Annotated in this window: 24 protein-coding genes; 4 read left to right on the top strand and 20 right to left on the bottom strand. The window is 69.3% G+C overall.

Features of this window, described 5'->3' with window-relative positions; all coding sequences use genetic code 11:
- Positions 1–101 precede the first annotated feature (101 nt).
- The 4 genes from ABZ928_RS27380 to ABZ928_RS27365 all read right to left on the bottom strand — a co-directional run bounded on the left by ABZ928_RS27380 (position 102) and on the right by ABZ928_RS27365 (position 4891).
- Complete coding sequence (locus tag ABZ928_RS27380) at positions 102–1538, bottom strand: GH1 family beta-glucosidase (RefSeq protein WP_361524221.1); 1437 nt, start codon at positions 1536–1538, stop codon at positions 102–104.
- A 103-nt stretch (positions 1539–1641) separates the two neighbouring features.
- A complete protein-coding gene (locus ABZ928_RS27375) occupies positions 1642–2547 on the bottom strand; it encodes a carbohydrate ABC transporter permease (RefSeq protein ID WP_361524218.1) in 906 nt (301 codons plus the stop codon).
- Positions 2548–2558: 11 nt separating this feature from the next.
- Complete coding sequence (locus tag ABZ928_RS27370; RefSeq protein ID WP_361524215.1) at positions 2559–3566, bottom strand: sugar ABC transporter permease; 1008 nt, start codon at positions 3564–3566, stop codon at positions 2559–2561.
- A 5-nt stretch (positions 3567–3571) separates the two neighbouring features.
- Entirely contained in the window at positions 3572–4891 is a 1320-nt protein-coding gene (locus tag ABZ928_RS27365; protein ID WP_361524212.1) for an extracellular solute-binding protein, read from the bottom strand.
- Positions 4892–5284: 393 nt separating this feature from the next.
- Between ABZ928_RS27365 and ABZ928_RS27360 the strand changes: the two genes are divergently transcribed.
- Positions 5285–6340 carry a LacI family DNA-binding transcriptional regulator gene (locus tag ABZ928_RS27360; RefSeq protein ID WP_361524210.1) on the top strand — a complete coding sequence of 352 codons (1056 nt, stop codon included), beginning with the start codon at positions 5285–5287 and terminating at the stop codon, positions 6338–6340.
- Between the two features lie 38 nt (positions 6341–6378).
- Here the strand turns inward: ABZ928_RS27360 and ABZ928_RS27355 are convergent, their stop codons facing one another.
- Positions 6379–6879 carry a GNAT family N-acetyltransferase gene (locus tag ABZ928_RS27355; protein ID WP_361524207.1) on the bottom strand — a complete coding sequence of 167 codons (501 nt, stop codon included), beginning with the start codon at positions 6877–6879 and terminating at the stop codon, positions 6379–6381.
- A gap of 574 nt (positions 6880–7453) precedes the next feature.
- Here ABZ928_RS27355 and ABZ928_RS27350 point away from each other — a divergent pair.
- The gene (locus ABZ928_RS27350; protein WP_361524204.1) at positions 7454–7690 is read left to right on the top strand and encodes a helix-turn-helix transcriptional regulator; all 237 of its coding nucleotides are present in this window, start codon (positions 7454–7456) and stop codon (positions 7688–7690) included.
- A gap of 291 nt (positions 7691–7981) precedes the next feature.
- Here the strand turns inward: ABZ928_RS27350 and ABZ928_RS27345 are convergent, their stop codons facing one another.
- From ABZ928_RS27345 to ABZ928_RS27335, 3 genes are read right to left on the bottom strand one after another with little or no spacing between them, the layout of a single operon-like run.
- Positions 7982–8185 carry a hypothetical protein gene (locus ABZ928_RS27345; RefSeq protein WP_361524201.1) on the bottom strand — a complete coding sequence of 68 codons (204 nt, stop codon included), beginning with the start codon at positions 8183–8185 and terminating at the stop codon, positions 7982–7984.
- Entirely contained in the window at positions 8182–8622 is a 441-nt protein-coding gene (locus ABZ928_RS27340; protein ID WP_361524198.1) for a hypothetical protein, read from the bottom strand. The genes ABZ928_RS27345 and ABZ928_RS27340 overlap by 4 nt, the downstream gene beginning before the upstream one ends.
- A 26-nt stretch (positions 8623–8648) precedes the next feature.
- Positions 8649–8858, bottom strand: coding sequence for a hypothetical protein (locus tag ABZ928_RS27335; protein WP_361524195.1), 210 nt, complete (start codon positions 8856–8858; stop codon positions 8649–8651).
- Between the two features lie 176 nt (positions 8859–9034).
- On the opposite strand from ABZ928_RS27335, the gene ABZ928_RS27330 reads away from it, so the two are divergent.
- Together ABZ928_RS27330 and ABZ928_RS27325 are read left to right on the top strand one after the other, a co-directional pair.
- The gene (locus tag ABZ928_RS27330) at positions 9035–9772 is read left to right on the top strand and encodes a DUF6879 family protein (RefSeq protein WP_361524192.1); all 738 of its coding nucleotides are present in this window, start codon (positions 9035–9037) and stop codon (positions 9770–9772) included.
- 9 nt (positions 9773–9781) lie between these two features.
- Positions 9782–10639: a helix-turn-helix transcriptional regulator gene (locus ABZ928_RS27325; protein WP_361524189.1), complete on the top strand. Its 858-nt coding sequence runs from the start codon at positions 9782–9784 to the stop codon at positions 10637–10639.
- Between the two features lie 55 nt (positions 10640–10694).
- Here ABZ928_RS27325 and ABZ928_RS27320 read toward each other — a convergent pair whose 3' ends face one another.
- From ABZ928_RS27320 to ABZ928_RS27265, 12 genes are all read right to left on the bottom strand, one after another.
- Positions 10695–10979, bottom strand: coding sequence for a hypothetical protein (locus ABZ928_RS27320; RefSeq protein WP_361524186.1), 285 nt, complete (start codon positions 10977–10979; stop codon positions 10695–10697).
- On the bottom strand, positions 10976–11206 hold the full coding sequence (locus ABZ928_RS27315; protein WP_361524184.1) for a hypothetical protein: 231 nt from the start codon (positions 11204–11206) through the stop codon (positions 10976–10978). The genes ABZ928_RS27320 and ABZ928_RS27315 overlap by 4 nt, the downstream gene beginning before the upstream one ends.
- Positions 11207–11209: 3 nt before the next feature.
- Positions 11210–12130, bottom strand: a complete 921-nt coding sequence (locus ABZ928_RS27310; protein WP_361524181.1) for an N-acetylmuramoyl-L-alanine amidase — start codon at positions 12128–12130, stop codon at positions 11210–11212.
- Positions 12130–12387, bottom strand: a complete 258-nt coding sequence (locus tag ABZ928_RS27305) for a hypothetical protein (protein ID WP_361524178.1) — start codon at positions 12385–12387, stop codon at positions 12130–12132. Before ABZ928_RS27305 ends, ABZ928_RS27310 begins: the two co-directional genes overlap by 1 nt.
- A 62-nt stretch (positions 12388–12449) precedes the next feature.
- Entirely contained in the window at positions 12450–14420 is a 1971-nt protein-coding gene (locus tag ABZ928_RS27300; RefSeq protein WP_361524176.1) for a hypothetical protein, read from the bottom strand.
- Between the two features lies 1 nt (position 14421).
- Positions 14422–15312 carry a hypothetical protein gene (locus ABZ928_RS27295; RefSeq protein ID WP_361524173.1) on the bottom strand — a complete coding sequence of 297 codons (891 nt, stop codon included), beginning with the start codon at positions 15310–15312 and terminating at the stop codon, positions 14422–14424.
- A 60-nt stretch (positions 15313–15372) separates the two neighbouring features.
- The gene (locus tag ABZ928_RS27290) at positions 15373–16530 is read right to left on the bottom strand and encodes a siphovirus ReqiPepy6 Gp37-like family protein (RefSeq protein WP_361524170.1); all 1158 of its coding nucleotides are present in this window, start codon (positions 16528–16530) and stop codon (positions 15373–15375) included.
- A gap of 4 nt (positions 16531–16534) precedes the next feature.
- On the bottom strand, positions 16535–17509 hold the full coding sequence (locus tag ABZ928_RS27285) for a phage tail protein (protein ID WP_361524168.1): 975 nt from the start codon (positions 17507–17509) through the stop codon (positions 16535–16537).
- Positions 17510–22135, bottom strand: coding sequence for a hypothetical protein (locus tag ABZ928_RS27280; RefSeq protein WP_361524165.1), 4626 nt, complete (start codon positions 22133–22135; stop codon positions 17510–17512).
- Positions 22136–22148: 13 nt separating this feature from the next.
- Positions 22149–22484 (bottom strand): hypothetical protein, encoded by a 336-nt coding sequence (locus tag ABZ928_RS27275; RefSeq protein ID WP_361524162.1) that lies wholly within the window; start codon positions 22482–22484, stop codon positions 22149–22151.
- Between the two features lie 80 nt (positions 22485–22564).
- On the bottom strand, positions 22565–22909 hold the full coding sequence (locus ABZ928_RS27270) for a hypothetical protein (RefSeq protein ID WP_361524159.1): 345 nt from the start codon (positions 22907–22909) through the stop codon (positions 22565–22567).
- 93 nt (positions 22910–23002) lie between these two features.
- The gene (locus ABZ928_RS27265) at positions 23003–23569 is read right to left on the bottom strand and encodes a phage tail protein (protein WP_361524156.1); all 567 of its coding nucleotides are present in this window, start codon (positions 23567–23569) and stop codon (positions 23003–23005) included.
- Positions 23570–23636: the final 67 nt, after the last annotated feature.

Genomic DNA, 23636 nt, shown 5'->3' with positions numbered 1-23636 from the left:
ACCCCAGCGCAATTGACGCCCCCCCACGGGCCGGGGCGCGGCATCCCCCTCGGATGCCGCGCCCCTTCCCCTTCCCCCGTCCCCCGCTCTCCGCGGTGGCTCTAGACCTCCGGCACCTCCGGCAGCGTCCCCGTCCGTGCCGCCTGCCCGTACCACAGGGCGCTCGACTTCGGCGTACGGGCGAGAGTCTGGTAGTCGACGTAGACCGCGCCGAAGCGCTTCTCGTAGCCGTACGCCCACTCGAAGTTGTCCAGCAGGGACCACAGGTAGTAGCCGCGGACGTCCGCGCCGTCGGTGATCGCCTGGCGGACCGCGGCGAGGTGGCCGTGGAGGTAGGAGATGCGCTCCGGGTCGTGGACGCGGCCGTCGGGGTCGGGCTTGTCGTCGTAGGCGGCGCCGTTCTCGGTGATGTAGAGCGGCAGGCCCGGGGCCTCGCGGGTGTAGCGCATGATCAGCTCGTGCAGACCGGTCGGGTCGATCGACCAGCCCATCTCCGTACGCTCGCCGGGGGTTTGGTGGAAGGCCACGTCGTCGGCGCCGGGCCAGGGGGAGTGGTCGCTCGCCCCGTGGCCGTCGGCGCGCGGGCCGGTCAGGTCGGTGTCCGCCGCCGAAACCAGCGCAGGCGTGTAGTAGTTGAGGCCCAGCGCGTCCAGCGGCTGGTTGATGGCGGCGAGGTCGCCGTCCTGGACGTACGACCAGTCGGTGATCAACTCCGTTGCCGCGAACAGCGAGTCCGGGTACGCCCCGTGCAGGATCGGGCCGTGGAAGACCCCGTTGGCCAGGTCGTCGATCTTCCTGGCCGCCGCCAGGTCCGCCGCGTCCTGCGAAACCGGGCGCACCACCGAGGAGTTGAGGCTCAGCGCGACCGAGTTGCGGGCCGGCATCGCCGAGCGCAGGGCCGAAGTGCCGAGGCCGTGCGCGAGGTTGAGGTGATGGGCCGCCTTCAGCGAGGCCGCCGGGTCGGTGCGGCCGGGCGCGTGCACGCCGGAGCCGTAGCCCAAGAAGGCGCTGCACCACGGCTCGTTGAGGGTGATCCACTGCTCCACCCGGTCGCCGAGCGCCTCGCCGACGATCTGCGCGTACTCCGCGAACCGGTACGCCGTGTCGCGCTCCGGCCAGCCGCCCGCGTCCTCCAGCTCCTGCGGCAGATCCCAGTGGTAGAGGGTGACGGCCGGCTTGATGCCGTGCGCGAGCAGCTCGTCCACGAGGTTGCGGTAGAAGTCCAGGCCGCGCTGGACCGCGGGGCCGCGGCCGGTGGGCTGGACGCGGGACCAGGAGATCGAGAAGCGGTACGCCGTGAGGCCGAGGTCGGCCATCAGCGCCACGTCGTCCCGGAAGCGGTGGTAATGGTCGACAGCGATGTCACCGGTCTCGCCACCGGCCGTCTTGCCCGGGGTGTGGCTGAAGGTGTCCCAGATCGAGGGGGTGCGGCCGTCCTCCCGCACCGCCCCCTCGATCTGGTACGCCGAGGTCGCGGCACCCCAGAGGAAGGCGGGGGGAAAGGTCACCGGGGTCGCCGGCGTCGCGGGTTCAGGCATGGAAGCGCTCCCATTGGAGGTCGTGGAGACCGACGGGTAGACGGGTAGATGGGGGAAGGAAGGGGCCGAGGCGGCGATGACCCGGCCCCCGGGAAGCAGGAGGTCAGCCCTTGACGGCGCCCTGCATGATGCCGCCGACGATCTGCTTGCCGAAGATCGCGAAGACCACCAGCAGCGGCAGCGTGCCGAGCAGCGCGCCGGCCATGATCAGGGACTGGTCCGGGGTATAGCCGCGGCCCAGGCCCGCGACCGCGACCTGCACGGTCGGGTTGCCGTTCTGCGTCAGCACCAGGAACGGCCACAGGAAGTCGTTCCAGGTCTGCACGAACATCAGCATGCCCAGCACGGCCATCGCGGGCCGCGCCGCCGGGAACACCACGTGCCAGATCACCCGCCAGCTGCTCGCGCCGTCGACGCGGGCCGCCTCGATGATCTCGTCCGGGAGCGCCTGCAACAGGTACTGCCGCATGAAGAACACGCCGAACGCGCTGACCAGCGAGGGCAGGATCACCGCCTGGAGCTGGTCGGACCAGTCGAGCTTGGCGACCATCATGTACAGCGGGATCACGCTCAGCTGCGGCGGCACCATCATCGTGCCGATCACGATCAGCATCAGGGCGTTACGGCCCTTGAACCGCAGCTTGGCGAAGGCGAACCCGGCGATCGTCGACAGCACGACGATCGTGAGCGCCGAAACCCCGGCCACGATCGTGGTGTTGAAGAACGCCTCGCCCAGGTTGGCGTCGGTCCAGGCGATCTCCAGCTTGTCGAACAGACCCGAGCCGAACCAGAACGGCGGCGGGCTCTGCGCGAGCCGCTGATTGTCACGGGACGCGGCGATCGCCGTCCACACCAGCGGGAACAGCGAGCCGATGGTGAACAGGGCGAGGATGAGGTACGCGATCGGCCCGGCGTGCAGGGTGCCGCCCGCGCGCGCCGACCTGGGGCGCTTGGGGCGCCTGGGAGGCTGGGCCTCGTCGGCCGGCGGTTTGGTGAGTGTCGTCGTCACGGCCGGTTCTCCTAACTACTGGCGCGCAGCCGGCGCGAGATGACGTAGTTGACGATCCCGATGACGATGAGGATCAGGAACATCGTCCAGGCGATCGCGGAGGCGCGGCCCAGGTGCTGGTTGACCCAGCCCTGCTCGTACAGATACAGGCCGAGCGTCTGGAACTGGTGCTGACTGCCGCCCGAGGCGCCCTTGTTGGCGTCGAACAGCAGCGGCTCGCCGAAGAGCTGGGACGCGCCGATGGTCGAGACGACCACCGTGAACAGGATCGTCGGCCGCAGCGAGGGCAGCGTCACATGGAAGAACTGCTGCCAGCGGTTGGCCCCGTCGAGGGCCGCGGACTCGTACAGGTCCTGCGGGATCGCCTGCATCGCCGCCAGATAGATCAGCGCGTTGTAGCCGGTCCAGCGCCAGACGACGATCGAGGAGATCGCGATCTGCGAGGCCCACTTGTCGTTCTGCCAGTCGATGTTGTCGATGCCGACCTGGTTCAGCGCCCAGTTGATCATGCCGTAGTCGCGGCCGAAGAGCAGGACGAAGACGAGCGAGGCGGCGGCGATCGACGTCGCGTACGGGGCGAGCATCGCGACCCGGTAGAAGGTCGAGGCGCGCAGCTTGTAGTTGAGGATGTGCGCGAGGCCCATCGCCATCAGCAGCTGCGGGACCGTCGAGATGATCCCGATGGTCAGCGTGTTCCGCGCCGCGTTCCAGAAGAAGTCGTCGTCGAAGATCCGCGTGTAGTTCCGGAAGCCCACCCAGCTCATGTCGGTGGGCGCGGTCAGCTCCACCTGGTGCAGCGAGGCCCAGCCGGTGTAGATCAGCGGGAACAGGCCGAACGCCAGGAACAGCAGGAAGAACGGCGAGACGAAGGCGTACGGGCTCCAGCGCACGTCCCGCTGCCAGCGGCGGGACAGCCGCGCACGGCGGCGCTCGTCGTCCGGGGGCCCCGCGGACGGGCGGGCCGGGGCCGCGCCCCCCTTCGCGGGGGACGCGGCGGCGGTGTCGTGCCCAGTGGTCATACGGGTCACTGGTCCAGGTTGTTGTCGATGGTCTTCACGGCGTTGTCCCAGGCTTCCTTGGCGGACTTGCCCTGGGTCACCAGGACCACACCGTTGTCGGTCAGGCCCTGCTGGATGATCTGGTCCTTCGGGCCGATCGTCTGGACCGGGATGTTCTTGGCGGCCTCGGCGAAGATCGTGCCGATCGGCGCGTCACCGGTCATGTCGTTCTTCGCGTTCTTCACCGCGGCCGAGTCGTACGCGGCCGGGGTGCTCGGGAAGCTGCCCTGCACGGCGAAGAGCTTGGCCTGCTGCTCGGGAGCGGTCAACCAGGCGGCCAGCTTGGCGGCTTCCTCGGTGTTCTTGCCGGACTTGGGCACGGTCAGGAAGGAGCCGCCCCAGTTGCCGGACTTCGGCGCCTGGGCGATGTCCCACTTGCCGGCCGCGTCGGCCTTCGACTTGCCCTTGATGTAGCCGAGCATCCACGGCGGGCAGGACATCGCGGCGAACTTGCTATTGGCGATGGTCGTGTCCCACGCGGGCTGGAACTGCGTCTGGTTGCCGATCAGTCCGGCCTCGGCGGCGTCGGCGGTGAGGTCGAAGGCGGACTTCACGGCCGGGTTCGTCTTGTAGATGACCTTGCCGGAGGAGTCGTAGAACCGCTCGGTCTCACTGCTGAGGATGGCCTGGAGGAGACCGCCGGGGGAGTCCAGGAACGTCGTGCCCTTGGCCTTCTTCTGGTACGTCTTGCCGACGTCGACGAACTTGTCCCAGCTGCCGGCCCACAGCTTGCCGACTTCCTCGCGGTCGGTGGGCAGACCGGCCGCCTTGAACAGGTCCGTGCGGTAGCAGATGGCCATGGGACCGACGTCGGTGCCGACGCCGATGGTCTGGCCGCCGGAGGTGGTGGCCTGCTTCCACTTCCAGTCCAGGTAGTCGCTCTCCTTGCCGTACTTCGACAGGTCGAGCAGCTTGTCGGACTGGGTCTGGACGATCTCGGCGATGTTGCCGACCTCGACCATCTGGATGTCCTGGAGACCGCTGTTGGTGGTGAGGTGGTTCAGCAGCGCCGGGTAGTAGTTCTCGTTGCGCTCGACGACGGTCTGCTGGATGTCGATGTCCGGGTGGAGCTTCTCGTACTCCTTGTACAGACCGGACTCCTCGAACCCGGCGGTGCCGAACAGCCCCAGCGTGATCTTGGTCTTGCCACCGCCGCCTCCCGACGACGACCCTCCGTTGTCGTCCTTACCGTCGTCGGCACAGCCGGCCAGCAGCCCGGCGCCCAGCGACGCGACGGCCGCGAGGACCACCACCCTGCGACGGGCGGTTCGGGTACGTGCTCGCATTGCGTCCTCCTGTTGCCCTGACGTGCCGACCCCCCGGCCAACTGCATTGTTGGGCCCGTTAGTTCTCGCGGCGGCTCGGGCGGGGAACGTGCGGGATGTGTATGTGTCAGGTACTGTGGGAGCGCTCCCACCAGTGATGAGTTGAAGACTCGCGGGTCCGGGCGGGGGTGTCAAGGGAGTCGGCAAGGAGATATGTCTTCAGTTATCGGCCTGTTAACTAACTCAGGAGTCGATCATCGGCCGATGGTTTTCGGCCCGCCCGGTGATTGAGGACGAGGATGTGCGGGCCGGAGCAGGGGTCCGGGGGCGGCAGGCCCCAGGGGCGCTCACCCCGATGGGCGGGACTGTTACATTCCAGGCCAGCGTGAAGATGACGGCGGGAAGGCGGAGCCCATGGCAAGCCACGGAGCGCGGGGCCGGAGCGGTGGCCGGCCGACCCTCGAAGAGGTGGCCGCGCGTGCCGGTGTCGGCCGTGGCACGGTCTCCCGGGTGATCAACGGCTCGCCCCGGGTCAGTGACGCGACCCGCGCGGCGGTGGAGGCGGCGGTCGCGGAGCTCGGCTACGTCCCGAACACGGCGGCGCGGGCGCTGGCCGCGAACCGCACGGACGCGATCGCGCTGGTGGTCCCCGAGCCGGAGACCCGCTTCTTCGCGGAGCCGTACTTCTCGGACATGCTGAACGGCGTGGCGGCCGAACTCTCCGACACGGAGATGCAGTTGCTGCTGATTTTCGCGGGCAACGACCGGGAACGGCGGCGGCTGGCCCAGTACTTGGCCGCGCACCGGGTGGACGGCGTCCTGCTGGTCTCGGTGCACGCGGACGACCCGCTGCCGGATCTGCTGTCCCAGCTGGAGATCCCGGCGGTGATCAGCGGCCCGCGATCGGCCGGGGAAACCCTCCCGTCGGTCGACTCCGACAACTACGGCGGCGCCCGCCAGGCGGTCGAACACCTGCTCTCCCGCGGTCGCACCCGCATAGCGCACATCACCGGCCGCCTCGATGTGTACGGTGCCCAGCGCCGCATCGACGGCTACCGGGACGCCCTGCGCGATGCGGGCGTGACGGTGGACGAGGCCCTGATCGAACCCGGCGACTTCACCGAGGAGGGCGGCACCCGCGCCATGGCCGCGCTCCTCTCCCGCGCCCCCGACATCGACGCCGTCTTCGCCGCCTCCGACGTCACCGCGGCCGGCGCCCGCCAGGCCCTCCGCGAGGCGGGCCGCCGCATCCCCGACGACGTCGCCCTCGTCGGCTACGACGACTCCGCCATCGCCCGCCACATGGACCCACCCCTCACCAGCGTCCGCCAGCCCATAGCCGAAATGGGCCGCCACATGATCGACCTCCTCCTCACCGAAATCGCGGACCGCCGCCCGGCGGCATCCCGGGGCCTGGAACGCCGACAGGTGGTACTGGCCACGGAGCTGGTGGGACGGGCTTCGTCGTAGGACGGGTCAACGGCACCGCGGAGGCGGGCAGTTCGGCGTCACGCGCTCAGCGACAGCCGCCACACCGTCTCTCCGTCGTGCTCCTCCTCGGTCGGGGCAAGGCCCGCCGCCAGGGCGACCGCGGCCGATGCCGTGTGGGAGGGGTGGATGTGGGCGGTGATGGTGCGGATGTAGTGGCGGACCAGCCAGGTGACGAGGCCGCGGGCGGCTTCTGAGGCGAGGCCCTGGCCCTGCCAGGGGGTGCCGACGATCCAGGCGATCTCGGCTTTGTGCTTGCCGGTGATCGTGGCCTGGACGGTGCCGATGAGGGTGGCGTCGGTGTGGAGGCGGAGGACCCAGTTGAGCCAGGTGGTGGCGGGGTCGGGGGAGCCGGCCACCAGGCGTTCGTAGCGGGAGCGCAGTTCCTCGGCCGTCAGGGGCTTCCCGCCGATGAACGTGTGCAGGGCGGGGTCGGAGAGGACGGCCGACATCTCCTCGGCGTGGTCCACGCGCAGGGGGACCAGGTCGAGGCGGGCCGTGCGGATGGGGTCGGCGTGCACGCGGGCTCCCGGGAGGGGAAACGAATCAGCCGGTGACCTCTGCACCGAGGTCACCGGCTGATTACTCAGGGTGAGTGACGGGACTCGAACCTGATTTTGTTACATGACTGACCTGCGGAGATGCAAGAACTCGGGGTGAATCGGACGCTTTCGATGACGCTGGATGCCGCCGAATGCCGTCCGGTGCCTGGCTTCGTTCCCGTGGGAACGGGTGGGTCTGAAGGCTGCCCAGGGCGGGGCTCGGATGAGTGCAGAACGGGCTTACCGAAACTCATGAGAACGGGCTGCCGCCTGGCGGGCGGTGATCTGCGGCATGGTGTGCCCCCTAGGTTTGCCGTCACCACAAAGCTTCCGCACGGGGAGTGCGTAAGTCCAGGCTCGTGCTGCAGTGCCGGACGTGACAGCGCCCCCGCTCGAGCGGGGGCGCCGCGGTCCCTCCCGCCCGCCTGGGGGGCCGGTGCGAGAGGGCCGTCAGAGAGGGGGGTGTTGCTGGTGCTTCCCCTTCCCCTTCAAGATCACACAATTTAGGGTGGACCCTAATCCTTTTTGATCATGCCATCGCCAGCGTGGACGTGTGCCACGCCCCACCCCGCCCGACGATCGGGTCCTCGCTCGCCGCCGCCAGGTGGGAGAACAGATCCGCCGCGTACGCGAGCAGCACAACCTCACTCAGGGGGACGTGTGCGGCCGGTCTGGCATCGACATCGCCACGTACAGCCGGATCGAGCAGGGCCACTCCAGCCCGCTGCTCGACACACTCATCCGCATCGCCGACGCCATGGGTGTCGAGCTCTTCGAGCTGACCCGCTGAGCGGCCGCCCCCGACGGGGGACGCAGGGGCGGCCGCACATCCCGTTGCCGGTGCGGTCGACGTACGAACCGGCAACGAGTTCTTAGGTGGTTGCCGCCCGATAGACGGACCAAAGTTTCTCCGCAGTGGTGCACTGCTCGCTGTCCACCACGCAGACGGTGCAGCTGCTGCCGTGCTCGATGTAAGCGCGATAGGCCCTCTGGGTCCTGGTGTAGGTGGCGTTCGCCGCGACGCGCTGCATGTGGCCAGGCCCGCCGCTGCCGCCGTCCCTCCACTGAAATGAGGTCCCGCTCACTGCCGCCTCCGACGGTGGTGCGGCTGCTTGTGGGCGCGGAGCTCGATGTTGCAGTCCGTCACCTTGGAGTAGTCCTGCTGCGCTGCTGCCTTGGACCGCTCGGAGGCGAGCGCGTCGCACACCTCACAGCCTGGTCTCGGGTCGGGCCACTCTTCGGGCAGCGGCAGGTGGACGGGGTCGGACATGGTCGTCGTCTTCATCGTGGTCCTTCCGAGGGCAGTCGGGAACCAGCGCCCGATCCGAAGGCCGGGGCGAGGAGTGCGGGGTTGGTCAGACGTCCCGATCCGTCCGGCCGCTCGATCCACCACCGCCCCCGCAAGGAACGCAGGACAGGTGGGCAGCGCAGCAGCCAGCCGGCCGGATGCACCTTCAGCAGGCGCACGTCGCCGAGGTCGTCTTCTAGGTCCGGCGGCAGAAGCCACCAGGCGGTGTCGCTGTAGACGTCGCCGAGGATGGGGCCGATTCGGTCAGGCCCGACCCGGTGGATGGCGGACATGGTTGCAGGGAGGGGCGCCTCGGCGACGCGCCAGTGCGGTCCGCTGGGTATCTCGGCGAACTCGTCCAGCTCCCACTCGCGCTCTACATCCTCGGGGTCAGAGGCGCAGGACAGTAGCCAGTCCTGGCCCGCTTGATGCATGACTCGTGCGCTCGGCACGTGCATCGCTACGCCGCCGCAGCCTGGCGATTGAGTGCCGTCGCGAGTCGCATGGCGACGTCCGGTCGGACCCGGCCGAGTTCGATCAGCCGCACAGTGGACAGCTGAGGGTCGACGGCGAGGGACGGCAGAATGATCCCGGCCCTGTCGAGCGCAGCTCGCAACGACTCGATGGCCGTGAAGGGGTCGACGTCGGGTGACTCGCGGATGTTCTCCATGGGTAGGACGGTAAGAGCCTTGAGTTGCTCGACGCACCCCGAGTTTCTCGAAGTTTCTTGACTGCACTGTGAAGTTGCGCGAAGTTTCCCGCGCGGGGCAACTCAACTGCGTGTCCGTCACGTTGGCCTCGGGGAGGCTGGCCCCACACACCAGCTCCTACGGAGGGGGAACCGTCATGCGCAGGCTCCAGTTCAACGGCACGGGTTCGGGCGGCGGGGGTTGCCCCGGCGTGCACGAGGACCTCGACACAGGTGAAGTCATCGTGCACGGTCCGCAGCTCACGGACCCCGCCGACCTCGCCAGGCTCCAGCACTTCGACGCCGGGGAAGTAGCGGTGGTCGTTCCACGCAACACCCTCGTGGACTTCGGCCCGCGCGACGAGACGCCTCGGCTCATCAACGCCGAGGACGAGTTCGAGAAACTCTTCACCACCTTCAAACACACCGCCTGGCGGCTGGAGACCAGGCGCCGCTACGCCAGCGACGAACAGACGCAACAGTGGGCGCAGTTCAGGGCGGGCGAACCCATCGAGTGGGACTACGACGACGACTGGTCCCGCAACGTCCGGACACAGACGGCCGAGGGGAAACGCTTCGAGCGTGTACGCCTGATCGACAGCCCGGCCACCCCCGGCCAGCTCTACCTGCGCAGCAACGCAGTGAGGAACTGCGCGGTGGGCGAGGACATCCGCAACATGGACCGGGCCGAGGCCAACCGGCTCGTGCTCCCCGACGAGGACTTCTGGCTCTTCGACTCCCGGCTTGTGGCCCGGCTCCTCTTCGACGAGACCGACACCCTGACCGGCGCGGAACTCATCACCGACCCCGCCGTGGTGAACCGGTACTGCCAGGCCCGCGACGCTGCCTGGCACTATGCAACTCCGTACGAAGACTTCAAGATCGACGAAACCTGACGAGGCCCGGTGAGCACTGACTACCAGCAGGCACGCGAGGTCCTCGGGGCACGCCTCCGTGAACTACGCATCACCTGCTCTGATGGTCGGCTCACCGGGGCCCAGCTCGCCGAGCGACTCGGCGGCGGCTGGACCAAGTCGAAGGTCAGCAAGCTGGAGAACGGTCGACAGACCGCCGACGCGGACGACCTCCGGGCCTGGGCCGAGGCGACCGGGCACCCGGACGCGTACGGCGGTCTGCTCGCCCAACTGCGCGGCTTCGAATCCCACATCAGATCGTGGCGGCGGCAACTGGCCTCCGGCCACCAGCCAGTCCAGGACGCCATCACCGCAGAGCACGACCGTACCCGGGTACTCACCATCTGGGAGAACATCCTCGTCCCCGGCATGCTCCAGACCGCGGACTATGCCCGCCACGTCCTCGTCCGCCATGCTGCCCTCATGCAGTCCCCTCGCGACACCGAGGAGGCGGTACGCGCCAGGATCCGCCGGCAGGCAGGACTCTACGAGCCGGGCCGGAAGTACCGGATCATGATGTGGGAGGGAGCGCTGCACGCCCTGGTCTGCCCGCCCTCAGTCCTGGCCGCCCAACTGGACCGCCTCGTCAGCGCCATCGGGTTGGACACGCTCGAACTGGGCGTCATTCCGTTTACCGCTTCGCTCAAGATCTTCCCGGGCAACGGCTTCTGGATCTACGACGAACGTCGCGTTGTCGTCGAGGACTGGCACGCGGAGCTGTGGCTGGACGACTCCGACTCGGTGGCGACGTACTTGCGTGTGTGGAACACGCTCGCCGAGTCGGCGGTGTACGGAGCCGATGCCCAGAACGTAATCACTCGTGCCCGGCGGGAGCTCAACCCACGCTGACTCGGGCATGACGAAGGGCCCCCTCTCGCCTAGTGGCGAGAGGGGGCAAACCGTTTCAGCGTGCGAGGAGTGAGATGACGCCGGTCGCGGCGCCCGCCACGCCGGTCAGCGCGCCGACTGCGGCCAGGGGCCAGCGGTTCCGCTTCAACGCCTCGACTTCCGTGCGGAGCTCCGTGAGTTCCTTGTCGGTGTCTTCGCGGAGCTGCGCCACGTCTCGCTCGGTGCGTGTCGATCGCTCGACGAGGACCGCCAGCGAGCCCTTGACCTCGGCGAAACCGGTCGCGACCGTACCGCGGAGGCGCTCCAACTCCACGGCAACGGACGCTTCCGGTACTGTCACGCGATCGCCCCGGAGGCGGGATCCTTGCGCGCGGGCAGCGTGGACGCCGTGCCCTTCCGACCGAGACGTCTGGCTACCCACGCCTTCGCCGATGCCGCCACCAGCGCGACCGGCGCGGCCCACCACACCGGCAGCTCGCCGAGCTCGACGACGGCCAGGCCGAGCGCGGCCTCAGCACCGGTCCAGCCTGCGCGCTCACCGAGGTCCAGCAGGAACTTGCTGTCCATGAGTTACTCCTTCACGTCGAAGCCGTACCGCCGGCCGAGGTTGACCAGCGATGTCTTGCCGGGGATGCCGTCGGCGGCGTCGCCGGTGAAGCTGCCGCCGGCCTTCGAGCGCTGCCACTTGGCGTAGGCCGTGACGGTGTCCTCTCCGAAGTGGCCGTCGAGTCGGACCTTGGCGAGCAGTCCAGCGTCAACGAGCGCGGCCTCGACGATCCGCGTCCCGGCGTACGTGACCGGGCGGCCCTTGGCCTTCGGGTTCGATCGCGCCGCGGCGGCCAGCTGGGACAGGTCGACGACCGGCTTGGACGGTGTCGGCAGCGGTGTGGTCTGCGGCTTGATCCCGAGGCGCTTCGCGATGCGCTCCCGCATCGACGCCATGGTGAAGCCGCGCGGGTCTACCTTCCCCGGCTGCCACTCCAGGTGACCGATGACGCTCCGCTCGCTCCAGCCGTGGCGTCGGCAGATCGCGGCCGCCACCCTCTCGATGGCGAGCAACTGGGCTGCGGGCCAGGGGTCTTGGCCGTCGCCGAGGTTCTCGCACTCGAAGCCGTAGAAGTAGCGGTTGCCGTCGGTGCTGGCCTCGTTGTCAACCGGCAGGCCGCGCTCGGCGATGACCGCCTGGAGGACGTCGCCGTCGCCCAGGCCCGCGTGGTTGGCGCGGCCGTAGCCGACCAGGTGGACACGGCCGTCCTTAGTGATGACGCCGTGGCACAGCGGCCCGGGCAGGCCGGTCCGTCCGTCGCGGCACAGGGCCACGGTGGCGGCGCTGCCCCGGGTGACGGTGTGATGGATCATCACGCCGTGCACCGGACCCCACGGCCCCTTGTGGTTGCGGTTGTGGTCGGCCCAGTCGCCGACCTCGACAACGTCCAGGCCCTCGGCCCGCAGCGCGTCGATGAAGGTGGCAGCACTCAGGGGCGGTGCCATCACGCACGCTCCGGCCACGACCAGGTGCCCGGGCCGTCGCCCTGGGGGATCGCGTGCTCGGTGTACGAGCCCTTCGCCCCCGGGGTCAAGACGTGCAGGTGCACGGTGGTGTCGTCGTCGAGCGGTGGCACGTCGCCGAGCTCGAGGCCGATCGGGTCCAAGGTGTCGCGCGTCGCGGTCACGACGGCGGGCAGCGGGTAGCCCCGCGTCCTGGCGCGGTAGATGACGATCCGGCCGATGGTTGGCTTGGGAGACATCGATCCTCCGGGGCAAAAGAGATGCCCCGGCCGACGGCTCGGGGCGCGGTGAGATGGCGAGGTCAGGTGAGTGCGGCCCAGCGGCTCGCGGAGTTGAGGCCCTGGCTGGCCAGGGTGATCGAGGCCGGCAGCGCGGTATTGCCCGCACCGGTGTTGAGGAAACGGCCGGTTGCCGCAGTGAGTCCGAAGTTGTTGAGGGCGGAGTTGCCGCCGCCGCCAGCAACAGAGGGCGCAGTGGTGGTGTGGTTGGCGAGCCACGCGACGTAGTAGCTGCCGACGGCGAGGGTCTGCGCGGTGATTGCCGCGGTCTTCTCGCCTGTGGTGGAGAAGTTGGTGGTCTGGTCCGCGCTGGAGGCCAGGAGAGTGCCGGAGCTGCTGTAGAGGCCGACGAAGTTCTGCCCGCTGGTACCGCCGGCCTGGGCTGCGGTGACGAGGTATTTGATGTTGCTGACGACAGTCGACCGGTTGACGATCTTCAGCTTCGACAGGTAGACCTGCCCGGCTACGAGGCTGAAGCCGCTGCCGGAGAGCGCGGTCGGTGGGTCGGTCCAGGTGATCAGGCCGTAGTCGTCGGCCCGGAACGCAGGGTTGTTGACCGTGGTGAGCGGGTACTGCAGCAGCCCGGCCGGTAGCGGGTTCCCGGTGTTGAAGGTCGTGATGTCCCGCAGCACCGTGTTGTTCTGCTTGGTGTACGTGACGGTGCCGCCGGTGTTGTTCTCGATCCGGATGCGCTCGAAAATGTTCGGCGTGTTCGAGGTGGTGTTGTTGTCCTCGATGATCGCCAGCGTGCCGCTGGAAGCGACGTTCACCCACTTCGCCTGGAACAGGTTGTTGTAGCTGTTGCTGCCGCAGACGAACATCCGGTTCGCCGCGTCGCCCGTGTCCCCTGTGACGTAGTTGCAGTAGAACTCGTTGGACTCGCCGTTGGCGACGTTGATGCCGGTCTGGAACTGCTCCAGGTTCAGACCGTAGAAGCGCTGGCTGGCGGTGCCGACCGCGCCGCCGAGGTAGATGCCGGTGCAGCCGGTGGAGTTGGCGCCCGCCTCGAACATGATCCAGTTGTTCTGGTTCATGTTGCCGTCGATGGAGTCGATGTACAGGGCGTAGCCGCCGGTGCCGACGATCTCGACGAAGAACCGGTTGAAGGTGCAGTCGCCGGCGTTCTGGTTCGTCGAGTTGTTGGTGATGCGGATGCCGTTGCGAGTGCCCTGGATCTCGATGTTGTCGAAGGTGCTGCGCCAGGGCATGGCCATGTCCATGGCCCAGCCGGTGTTGGTGGGCGTGTACGAGCCGCTGATGCGGATGTTCCGCATCGACGAGTCCCAGAACGACAGCGTGGTGGTCGTGGTGACCGCCGTCGACACGATGCCGTTGCTGCTGCCCTGGATGACGATGCCCAGGTCCTCGAGGTGGAACTGCGCCCAGTTGGAGATCAGGATGCCGTTCTGCCCCGAGGCGGGGACGAGGGTGGTGGCGTTCTTCCCGCAGCCCCGCAGGATTACTGTCAGTGGATCGTCCACGTTGGCGGTGCCGTTGATCTGCACCGGTGCGGTGAGGTTGAAGTTGCCGACGGAGAGCTGGACGATGCCGCCGCCCTCGTCCTGGGCGTCGTCGATGGCTTGCTGGATCTGCACTTGGTCGGCGGTGCCGTCGCACAGGTATGTGGCTGCGGCGCGCACGTCTGCTGGGGCGGTCGCCGACGCCACGACGTGGATCAACTTGGTGTAGGCCTGGCTGCCTCCGCCGCCCGAGCCTGTGCCGCGGGCTTCGATCCAGGCGCGCGAGGTGCCGCCGCTGTCCGCCCACATTCCGGTGACGGAGTCCGGTCCCTGGAACCTTCCGATGAACCCGTACTCGTCGGTGACCACGCTCGTGATCGGGGATCCGCCCAGGGTGAGCAGGTCGGTGTACTGCGTGCCCTCGGTGGCGGCGTCCCAGAAGGTGACCGTGGTCGCGGCGGCGACACCCCACAGACCGTCGGTGGGGCGGACGATGTAGTCGGCGAGGGTGGCTCCGAATTGTTCGCGCGCCATGTCAGTCCACCACCCAGCTGACTCCGGATGCGGGCAGGACGTTGTGGCCGGTGCTGATCGTCGGCTTGTTCGTCAGCCACACCTGCCCGGCCCGGGTGTCGTTGGCGTTCGAGTAGATGATGATCCGTCCGATGTTCGCGCCGGTGAGGTAGGCCAGGCAGTACTGGTCACGGGCGGGGTGCCGGTATGCGGCAGGGATGATCACCGGCAGGCGGGACTCGATGGTGTCGGCGAGCGTGCCGCCCGCCCGCTGGAACGCGCCAAGCCGTAGGTGCACGGTGCCGCTGCGTTCCTGCAGGACGGACTCAACCTCGTTGGTCCAGGCGGAGTAGGGGGCGTTGAGACCGACGACACCGGAGTCGCTGTAGACGATGATCCATGCCGTGCCGTTCCATACCCGCACCCTGCCGGTGTCCATCTCGAGGCAGAGCTCGCCCAGCATCGGGCTCGGGTTGCGGGTGGAGGAGGTGGCCGGCCGCAGGCGGGCGCCGGCGTACAGCTCGGCGCGCGTGACGCTGACGGCGGAGGCCCCGTTGAGGACGGTGACCAGGGCGAGGCTGATCTCGTAGACGCCGGTGTCGCCGGTCTGCTGGGTCAACGCCGGGGCACCGGCGCCGGGAGTGCCGGCCTTCACCACGGCGCGCACCGTCCAGGCGGAGCGGTCCAGGCGCGCGACGACCCGGTCGACGCGGGTCGATCCGCTCGCGTTGGCTCCGACTGCCAGGGTCACCGTCGAGGTGCCGGAGTACCAGGCGTGTCCGCGGACCGAGGCGTACACGTCGGAGCGGATGTTCACGTTGAGGCCGCTGCCTGCGGAGACGACCTGCGTGTCGGCGGGCACGCCGTACACGCCGTCGTCGCTGAACCTGGCGGCGATCTTCTCGAATTCCAAGTCCGTGACGGCCCTGGTGTTATGGCTCGGGGAAGGCCATGAGTCCTGCGCCACCGGCGTTCACCTCGTTTCGAGTCGGCCGAGCCGTCGGCTCAGCGTGCGGATCAGCCGCACCGTCTGCGGGTCTGTGGTGGCGTCCTGCGATCCGACGACGGAGGCGACCTGCTCGCCGTCGTCCGGGGTGGCCTGCAGGTGAATGGCCCGGACGACGTCGGTGACTTGAAGGCCGTGCGGCAGAGCGATCGTTACGCGGTCGCCGAGCTGGTAGTCGCGGCCGGCTTGCAGGTCCTCGGTGTCGACCGTGACGGTGGCGAGGGTGACGGGTGCGGCGCCCTCGGCGATCTCGCTGGTGCCGGCCGCGGTGAGCTCACCGGTGGTGTCGTCCTCGGCGCCGCCGTCGAGGTACTTCTCCACCCGCCACCAGGTGGCGGCCGCCGCCGTGTTGGCGACTTCGACGTATGTGCGGACGCTGCTGCCTGCTGTCTCGGTCCCGGCGACCAGGGCGTGCGTCGAGGTCGGCGCGGACTGCGAGTACTGCACGCCGCGCAGGTTCCCCAGGCCGACACTGAAGCGGGCGGTGGCTGTCTTGTCGGCTGGGGTGTAGCAGCCGAACTTGATCTGGCTGCCGTCCTGCCGGGCACGAAACCCGATCGAACCTCCGGCGGACGCCGCGCGGCGGCACGCCTCAAGCACCGGCTCGAACCGGGTGGACAGCGCGGTGTTGGTGCCGGCGCCCACCGCGGTGTCGAGGACCAGGTTCGGGATGCGGCGGGCGGTGATCGCGCCGGGCCCGCAGTTCTCGTTGACCAACGCGCGGATCAGGGTCTCGGAGTTGGTGGCGGTGAACGTGCGCCAGGTGTCGCCGTGCTGGCCTGCCCAGGTCAGGGCGGGCTCGGGCCAGGTGATGTGTCCGGCGATGGTGGCGAGGTCGTCGCTGAAGTTGACGGTGACTTCGCCGACGCCACGCGCGCTGTCGACGGACCAGCTGTAGTCGGTCGGCTGCTCCATCGGCCCCGCGCACCAGATGGACTGGTCACGGATGACGACCAGGCGGTTGCCCGGCTGCAGTTGCTCCATGACCTCGGGGTAGGCGGGCAGCGACACGGAGCCGCTGGCGGGCTCGTTGAACTTGATCGTCACGTCGAGGTTGGACCAGCCGCTGAGTGGGTCGCCCTGGACGGTCAGGTTCTCGTCGGTGATCAGCAGGGTGATGGCCATCGCATCAGGCCGTCTCGTAGCGGGGGTTGAACACGAGGTCCACGGCGCTGCCGGGTCCGGATCCGGACAGCGCGAAGGTCACCGGGTTGGCTCCGGGGGCAAGCCCCCACAGGGAGGTGGCCGGCCAGTTCAGACCGCCGACCCAGTTGTCGCCGTTCTGGTAGCGGACCTGCGGCGGGTCGGTGCGGATGGTGACCTGCTCGCCCGCAAGCAAGTTGCCGTGCCCGACCGCGGCCGCGCTCGGATTCAGGGAGAAGGACTCGCCCGTCCCGGCGTGCGTGAACGTGATCAGCGAGGCCGGGCCTGTGACCACCCACGTCGGCCACACCACCGTGTCACCGGGGTTGGTGACCGTGGTCGCCCCCAGGACCTGGCTGCTCGACACCGTTGGGAACGGGGTGAAGAACGACGTCGTCGTGTCGGCCTGGCGGTGCACCGTCAGCGAGACGGGGTCCGTCCAGTACGGGTCCTCGCACCACAGAGACAGCACGGCACTGTCCGCGTCCCTGCCCCAACCCTGCTTGTCCTGGCCCTCGAACCCGTCCTGGTAGAACACGTTGATCCGGCGGCGGGTGCCGTCCGGCCGGGCGATCTCCAGCACGCCAGGCCCCTCGCCCTCCCGGAGGGTGCGCGTGAAGGCGCTCGCCAGGGCCCGCCACCGCTCGGTGAGCTCCATGTGCGTGGCGCCCTGTATGAACAGGGGCCACACGATCGTCCGCGGCTGCGCTTGGGCGTGCCGCAGCCGGGCCCCGCCGCGAGGTTGAGCATCCGAGGTGAGGTCGTACTTCACGGCGCCGAGCCCGGAGACGCCTTCGGCGAGCGTGAACCAGCCGGCGTCCCAGTCGGTCAGCGGCCACACCCTCCCTGAGGGGTCGGTGTACGAGGCGGTGGCGTATCCGATCTGCGGCAGCGGGACCGGTGTCCCGCCGGGCGGTTCGGTGTCGGGCGGGGTGACGAAGGGTGCGGTAAACAGCGGCATCTATCGCGGCCTCCCCACCCTGGCTCGGGCCTCCTGGACGCGCTGGACGCGCTCGAGGTCGGCCACCGTGAAGTCCGCCGTGCGGGCGTTGATCTCGTACGTGACCGAGCCGCCCTGCCCGGCCGCGACACCGACCGCGGCCGCGCCCTCGAGGGTGCGCAGCTGCTGGCGGGTGAGGACGGGCTCGGGGTCGCGGAACCCGTTGAAGTTCCAGCCCGGTTGTAGCCAGCCGCCCGAGTCGTACTTGCCGGGCTGGAACCCGTACCAGTCGGTGAAGAGCTTGTCGCGGTAGCCGCGGGCTCCCTTGCCGATGACCACGCCGTCGCCGCCGCGCGACTCGACGTTGACGCCGCCGATCGTCCCCGCGGTGTGGCCAACCCCGCTGTTGGTGATCCCGATCCGGTACGCGGAGTCGCCATGCAGGACCCAGCCAGGCGGCGCCGTCTTCCCGTGGAACGCCCCGGTCGCCCACCGGCGGTGCGGCTTCTCCCCGCGGACCACAGACTCGATCGCGGACACCAGACCCGAACAGTCCCAGCTGGGGTTGCCGTTGCCGCCCCACTGGTACGGGAGCCCGTCCTGGGTGCGCGCCCACTTGAGGCCGGCCTGGATCCGCGGACCGCCGACCCCGCCCGCACCCTTCTTGTCCGCGTTCTCGGAGTAGCCGAACAGCGCGTCGAGGATCCGGTCGGGGATGCGGCGGATCATCTTCCCGATCGAGGTGTCCATCCCGGGGAAGGACTTGAGGATCGGGTCGACGACCGCGTTGACCCCGGCCCGGGCCGACGCCTCGAGGGTGTCGGCCAGCCAGCTGGCGCCCTCCTTCACCTTGTTCCAGACCGCGGATCCGGCGCCGGCCACGGTGGATGCGGCGTCCCCGATCCAGCCGAAGATCCCGCCGTCCTTGTACGCCTGGTACGGGTAGATCCCGCCGTGGGCGTAGCGCAGTGAACGGTCGGTCGGTGTACGGGGGTTGCCGCCCAGCACCGGCGCGAGAGCACGCCGGACACCGGCTGCGCCGGAGGAGCGGGCGACGCGGTTGAAGTAGTCGACGAACTGGCGGCCCACGCCGCGGGTGAACTCCGGCCGCATGATCGACTCGCCGCCGGACAGGTCGAGCATGCCGCCGGTCGGCGAGACGAACCGGTGGACGTCCTTGCCCGGCGTGTAGCCGGGCAGGATGCCGCCGGTCGCGAATCCCTTGGGGTGGAACTCCTTCAGCTTGGGCGCACCGAACGCGGAGGCGATCTTGTTCCAGACCGCGACGATTCCCGAGTTGTACACGGTGTTGATCACGAAGGAGACGGGCTTCTTCGCGATGCCCTCGAGCTTGTCCCACGCCGTCTTGATCGCTTTGCGTGCGTCGTCGAAGGCCGTCGACACCTTGCCCACCGCGGACTTCAGCGTGTCGAACACGGGCCGGATGCCCTTGTCCCAGGCGCCGGAGATGACGCCGGTGATCGCGCTCCAGACCGGCTTGATCACCTTGTCCCGGGCGTTGCGCATCGCCGTGCCGACGCCGGTCACGCCGTCCCGGATGAACCGGAACACGGGCTGGATGCCCTGCTGCCAGGCGATCCGGATGGCTTCCTGGATCGACTTCCAAACCGGCTGGATCACCTTGTCGTTGAGCCACTGGAACGCTGGCCCCAGATGGGTCGTGACCCAGGTGACCAGGCCTGCGATCGCGGTGACGATCGCGGACACCCAGCCGACCGCCGTGGACACCGCGGTCGCGAACGCGCCGACCAGGAACCCGGCGAGCTGCAGCAGCGGCGGCAGCAGCAAGGACAGGACGTTGACGGCGAGGGTGACGACCAGGCCGACGAGCTCCGCCAGCGGCGGCACGATCGGCAGCAGGGCCAGCGCGAGTTGGACCCCGGCCTGCACCAGCTGCAGGATCGACGGCATCAGCTGGACGAGGATGCCGCCCGCCATCTCCAGGACCATGCCGAGCAGCTCGCCGACCACAGGCAGCAGCGGCCCGAACGCCGAAGCCAGGGTGAGGAACGCACCGGTGAGCGGCGGCAGGATCTGAGCCAGCGTTCCGGCCAGCAGTCCGACGAAGTCCCCCAGGATCGGGGCGAGGTCGCCGATGATCGGCGCGAGCTGCTCGGCGAGAGAGGCTGCCACTTCGGCGAGCGGCTGCACGATCGCCAGCAGCGCGGCCGAGATCGCCACGAACGCATCCGCCACCGTCGGCAGAACCGGCACCAGGGCGTCGAGCACAGCAGTGACCAGCTCCACGCCGACCGGGATGAGCGGCGCCAGGCCCTCGACGAGAGTGACTGCCGCGTCGGCGACCCCGGTGAACGCCGGCAGCATCGTCAGCAGCGCGCCGCCCACCGCCTCGAGCGCCTCACCGATCACCGGCAGCAGCGGCTCCAGCGCGGCGAACACGGTCTCGACGAGCTGGACCCCGACCTCGATCAGCGGGGTCAGGATCGTCATGAGCTGGCCGAGCGCCACCGCGAACACGTCCGCGATCAGCTGCGCGGCCTCGCCGATCAGCGAGATCAGCGGGGCGAGCATCGGCTCCAGGGCCTGGAAGACCTGAGTGACGACGTCGCCGAGGATCTGCAGGACCGGGGTGAGGACTTGCACGATCTGTGTCAGCGGCCCGATCAGAACGGCGACCAGGCCGGTGACGACGTTGACGATCGGCGTCAGCGCCGGAGCGAGCGCAGTGATGACGGCGGTGATCAGGTCGGCGATGGGCTGCAGCAGCGGCATCACCGCCTGGACCAGCTGCACGATCGCCGTGCCGATGGTGACCAGGACCGGACCGAGGGCCTGCACGATCGGCAGCAGCGCAGCCCCGAGGACGGAGGCCAGCTGCTGCAGCACCGGACCCAGCACCGTGGCGATCGCTGCGATCGGCTCGGCAATCGCCGCGAGCAGCGGCACTACGGCCTGCACGACCGCCCCGATGACCGGGACGATCGCCGTGACGATCTGCGCGATCGACGCGAACAGCGAGCGCATCTGCGCCTGCATCTCGTCGGTGGCGAGGATCTTCCGCAGCTCCCCGAAGACCGCGCCGAGCGTCCCGACGATCTCGCCGCCCGCACCGCTGGCGGCCTTGAAGATCTGGTTGACGGTGCCGAGGACGTTCGCGAGGAGCGTCCCGAACGAGGAGAGGATTCCGAACGCGGTGTTGATGGACTGCTCGAGAGTCCCGGACTCGAAGCCCGCGGCGATGCCGTCGGTGAAGTGGGTGACGGCGCCGGCGAACTGCTGCAGCAGCCCGTTGAACGCAGGCTGCGCGGCCACGGACAACTGGCCGAGCATGGTCAGGAACTGACCCGGCACCTCCCTGATCGCGGCCAGGTTGTCGGTGGCCCCGGCGAGGACCTTGTCCAACAGCCCCGACTTCGCCATCTCGGTGATGGCGCTGGCCGAGGACTTCGCGATCTCGTTCCACACCCCGGCGGTCGCGGTGAGCTGCCGCTGCAGGACAGGGATCGTGGCCCGGCCCAGCTCGGTGACGGTGGTGTCCAGGCCCTCGAACAGCCGCTGTTGGACGTCGAGTTTCATCGCACGCCAGGCGGGCGCCAGGCCCTGCACCGCGCCCACGAACGACCTTGCGTTCGGGGCGAGCTTCGCCATGGCCTTGTCGAACGCGGAGGCCTGCCCGGCAGCTGCGGCCTGCGCGTCGGCCACCGCCCGCGCGGCGTCCGCTACGGCCCGCTGCGCGTCTTCGATCTGCCGCTGGCCCTCGGCACGCGCCTCGTCGACCCCGGCCTGCGCCTCGGCGAGCGCGTGTTCCTTGTCGGCGACGTCCCGGTTGGCATCCGAGATCCGCCGCTTCGCAGCGACGACCTGATCCGAGCCTTCGACGCCGGCCTTGTTCGCCTTCGCCGTGTCTTGTTCGAGACGCTTGGTCTCGCGCTGCTGCTCCTGCAGGTTGAGCTTCGCCCGGTCACGGGCGATCTCGAGTTCCTCGAGGTCCTCGGGCCGGGTGCCCGGCTTGGACTGGGCGGCCTTGAGCTTCTCCTCGGCCTCGGCCAGCTCCCGGACCGCGTCCTTCTCGTCGAGGCGGGACTCGGCGAGCCGCTGGTTCATGTCCTCGAGCGCTCGCGTCGCCTCCTGGCGCGCGTCGTTCAGCTCGGCCTGGACCTCGCGGGCCTCACGCTGGGCGTCGGCCAGGTCGCGTTCGGCGTCGGCGACCTGCTCCTGTGCGTCCTTGACCCGCTGCGCGGCCTGGACTTGGGCGTCGGCCAGGGCCCGCTGTGCGTTGGCGAGGCCGCGCTGCGCTGCCTCCACGGCCTTGGTCGCGGAAGCAGCGGCCGAGGCCTGCGCGGAGCTGTCGGCGAACGCTGCCTTGAACGCATCCCCCACCCCGGACAGCCCGAGCTTGAGAGCACCGGCCGCCGCCCCCGCCGTGGTCAGGGCCGGGGCGAGTACCGCCGCGCCGGCCGCGACACTCGACAGGTTGGCGCCGATGGCGACACCGGCCAGGGCGCCGATCCCCTTGAGGCCGGCGCCGAACGCCTTGCCGAAGGCACTGGCACCGGAGCGGCCCGCGTTCGATGCACGGGAGTTGACCGACCGGGACCAGTCGCCCTCGAACTCGGGCCGGATGCTGACGTATCCGCGACCGACCAGCACACCTCCGGCAGCCACCGCCCACCCCCTGTCAGTGGTTGGCGGCGCGGCCTCCGAAGACCCGAGCCAGCTCGGCGGCGCCACTGCCGTGACGGCCGCCGAAGCGGATCACCTTGGAGTTGCGGCGCTGCTCGATGCCCGGCCGCTTGATCGGCTCAGGGGGTTTCATGCGCCGGGTCTTCTTCGGGTCGCCGTGCAGCTTGATCTGCACGTAGGTGTTCTCCCGGAGGGCGTCGACGATCGAGGCCGACAGCTGCCGGTCCGGCGTCCAGTAGTCCTCTTCAGGCGAGGAGCCGCGCACGGACCGGGCGGTCGCCGAATCCCACGGCACGTGCCGGATGAACACCTTCAGCTCGTGCCAGGACATCTCGCCCCGGAAGAGCTCGCCCAGGGAGCGGCCCGGCCAGTAGTGCGGGATGTCCCAGGCGACGGCCTCCCCGTGCTCCGTCAGGAATCGGAGGAGGCCCTGGATTCCCCCGGCTGCAGCCCGGACCGCTTCTGCCAGTCGAGGGCGATGACCTCAAGGTCACTGAGCTGATAGCCCGCCTTGTGCATCTCCTTGACCTTGGCTTCGCCCAGGGTCTCGGCGAGGACGCCGATGGTGTCGTTGAGGTCGCCGACCTTCTCCTGGAGTTCCCACGGCAGCGCCCCCATCGGGGGCAGGGTGAACTCCACACCGAAGAGTTCGTAGTCGGTGGGTTCGGGCAGGGCGTCGCGCTTCTGCTGTGCGAGCGCGTCGAGGGAGACGCGTTCCGTGCCCAGGGTCTTCTTCTTGGTGGCGGTGGTGCTCATGATCGGTACTCCTCAACAAGGGGGCGGGTGCAGCGGGTTGGAGCCCCCGGCAGGCGCGACCCGCATCGCACGCCTGCCGGGGAGTCAGCGGGCCTAGGCGGCGAGGGCCCAGGCCGGGTCGTTGGACAGCCACGTCGCGAGCTCCGGCGCGGAGGAGGCGTAGGCGGAGACGGTCATCTCCAGGCCGACGGGGTTGGAGCGGCCGAGGCTGATCGCGCCGCGGTCGGTGATCTCACCGCGCGGGATGACGAGACGGTTCTTGATGTCGCCGTCGATCCACTCCAGGCCGATGGCCCGCTCGTCGGGGCCGGGCGCGGCCGGGATGTCCAGGCGGTACACGGTTCCCGGGGTGACCTCGGTGATCGTCGAGCCGGGGAAGTACGCGGTGACCGTGGCGGACTTGAGCTCGAGGGCGGTGAACCCGAGCGTCATGTCCACCGATGTGAGCACGCGCCGCACCGGGCTGAGGGACTGCCAGGCGTTGATGTCCTCGACGTCCGTCGAGTACTCCATGCTGACGCCGTCGTCGGACAGGAAGCCGAGGTCGACCCACGCCGCACCCCAGGCGGCGGTCAGGTCGGCCGGGCCGGTGGTGCCCACTGGGGCCAGGTAGATCGAGCCGTTGAGCGCGACCCTCACGTTGTCTGCATCGTTGGACACGGGATGCCTCCAGGCATGCGAAGGACCCGCGCGACCAGCGGCCGACGGGTACGGGAACGGGAAGGAC

This window comes from Streptomyces sp. NPDC046909 (genome assembly GCF_040644695.1).
In the GTDB taxonomy this organism is placed as follows: Bacteria; Actinomycetota; Actinomycetes; order Streptomycetales; family Streptomycetaceae; genus Streptomyces.
This window is presented reverse-complemented; position numbering and strand designations above follow the sequence as displayed.

Bases quoted from the DNA above. Each gene is read 5' to 3' on its own strand.
- ABZ928_RS27335 (WP_361524195.1), bottom strand. From the start codon at position 8,858: ATGGAGAACATCCGCGAGTCACCCGACGTCGACCCCTTCACGGCCATC.
- ABZ928_RS27270 (WP_361524159.1), bottom strand. From the start codon at position 22,909: ATGAGCACCACCGCCACCAAGAAGAAGACCCTGGGCACGGAACGCGTC.
- ABZ928_RS27370 (WP_361524215.1), bottom strand. From the start codon at position 3,566: ATGACCACTGGGCACGACACCGCCGCCGCGTCCCCCGCGAAGGGGGGC.
- ABZ928_RS27330 (WP_361524192.1), top strand. From the start codon at position 9,035: ATGCGCAGGCTCCAGTTCAACGGCACGGGTTCGGGCGGCGGGGGTTGC.
- ABZ928_RS27285 (WP_361524168.1), bottom strand. From the start codon at position 17,509: ATGCCGCTGTTTACCGCACCCTTCGTCACCCCGCCCGACACCGAACCG.
- ABZ928_RS27340 (WP_361524198.1), bottom strand. From the start codon at position 8,622: ATGCATCAAGCGGGCCAGGACTGGCTACTGTCCTGCGCCTCTGACCCC.
- ABZ928_RS27300 (WP_361524176.1), bottom strand. From the start codon at position 14,420: ATGGCGCGCGAACAATTCGGAGCCACCCTCGCCGACTACATCGTCCGC.
- ABZ928_RS27275 (WP_361524162.1), bottom strand. From the start codon at position 22,484: ATGTCCTGGCACGAGCTGAAGGTGTTCATCCGGCACGTGCCGTGGGAT.
- ABZ928_RS27380 (WP_361524221.1), bottom strand. From the start codon at position 1,538: ATGCCTGAACCCGCGACGCCGGCGACCCCGGTGACCTTTCCCCCCGCC.
- ABZ928_RS27305 (WP_361524178.1), bottom strand. From the start codon at position 12,387: ATGTCTCCCAAGCCAACCATCGGCCGGATCGTCATCTACCGCGCCAGG.
- ABZ928_RS27290 (WP_361524170.1), bottom strand. From the start codon at position 16,530: ATGGCCATCACCCTGCTGATCACCGACGAGAACCTGACCGTCCAGGGC.
- ABZ928_RS27310 (WP_361524181.1), bottom strand. From the start codon at position 12,130: ATGGCACCGCCCCTGAGTGCTGCCACCTTCATCGACGCGCTGCGGGCC.
- ABZ928_RS27365 (WP_361524212.1), bottom strand. From the start codon at position 4,891: ATGCGAGCACGTACCCGAACCGCCCGTCGCAGGGTGGTGGTCCTCGCG.
- ABZ928_RS27360 (WP_361524210.1), top strand. From the start codon at position 5,285: ATGGCAAGCCACGGAGCGCGGGGCCGGAGCGGTGGCCGGCCGACCCTC.
- ABZ928_RS27345 (WP_361524201.1), bottom strand. From the start codon at position 8,185: ATGAAGACGACGACCATGTCCGACCCCGTCCACCTGCCGCTGCCCGAA.
- ABZ928_RS27315 (WP_361524184.1), bottom strand. From the start codon at position 11,206: ATGGACAGCAAGTTCCTGCTGGACCTCGGTGAGCGCGCAGGCTGGACC.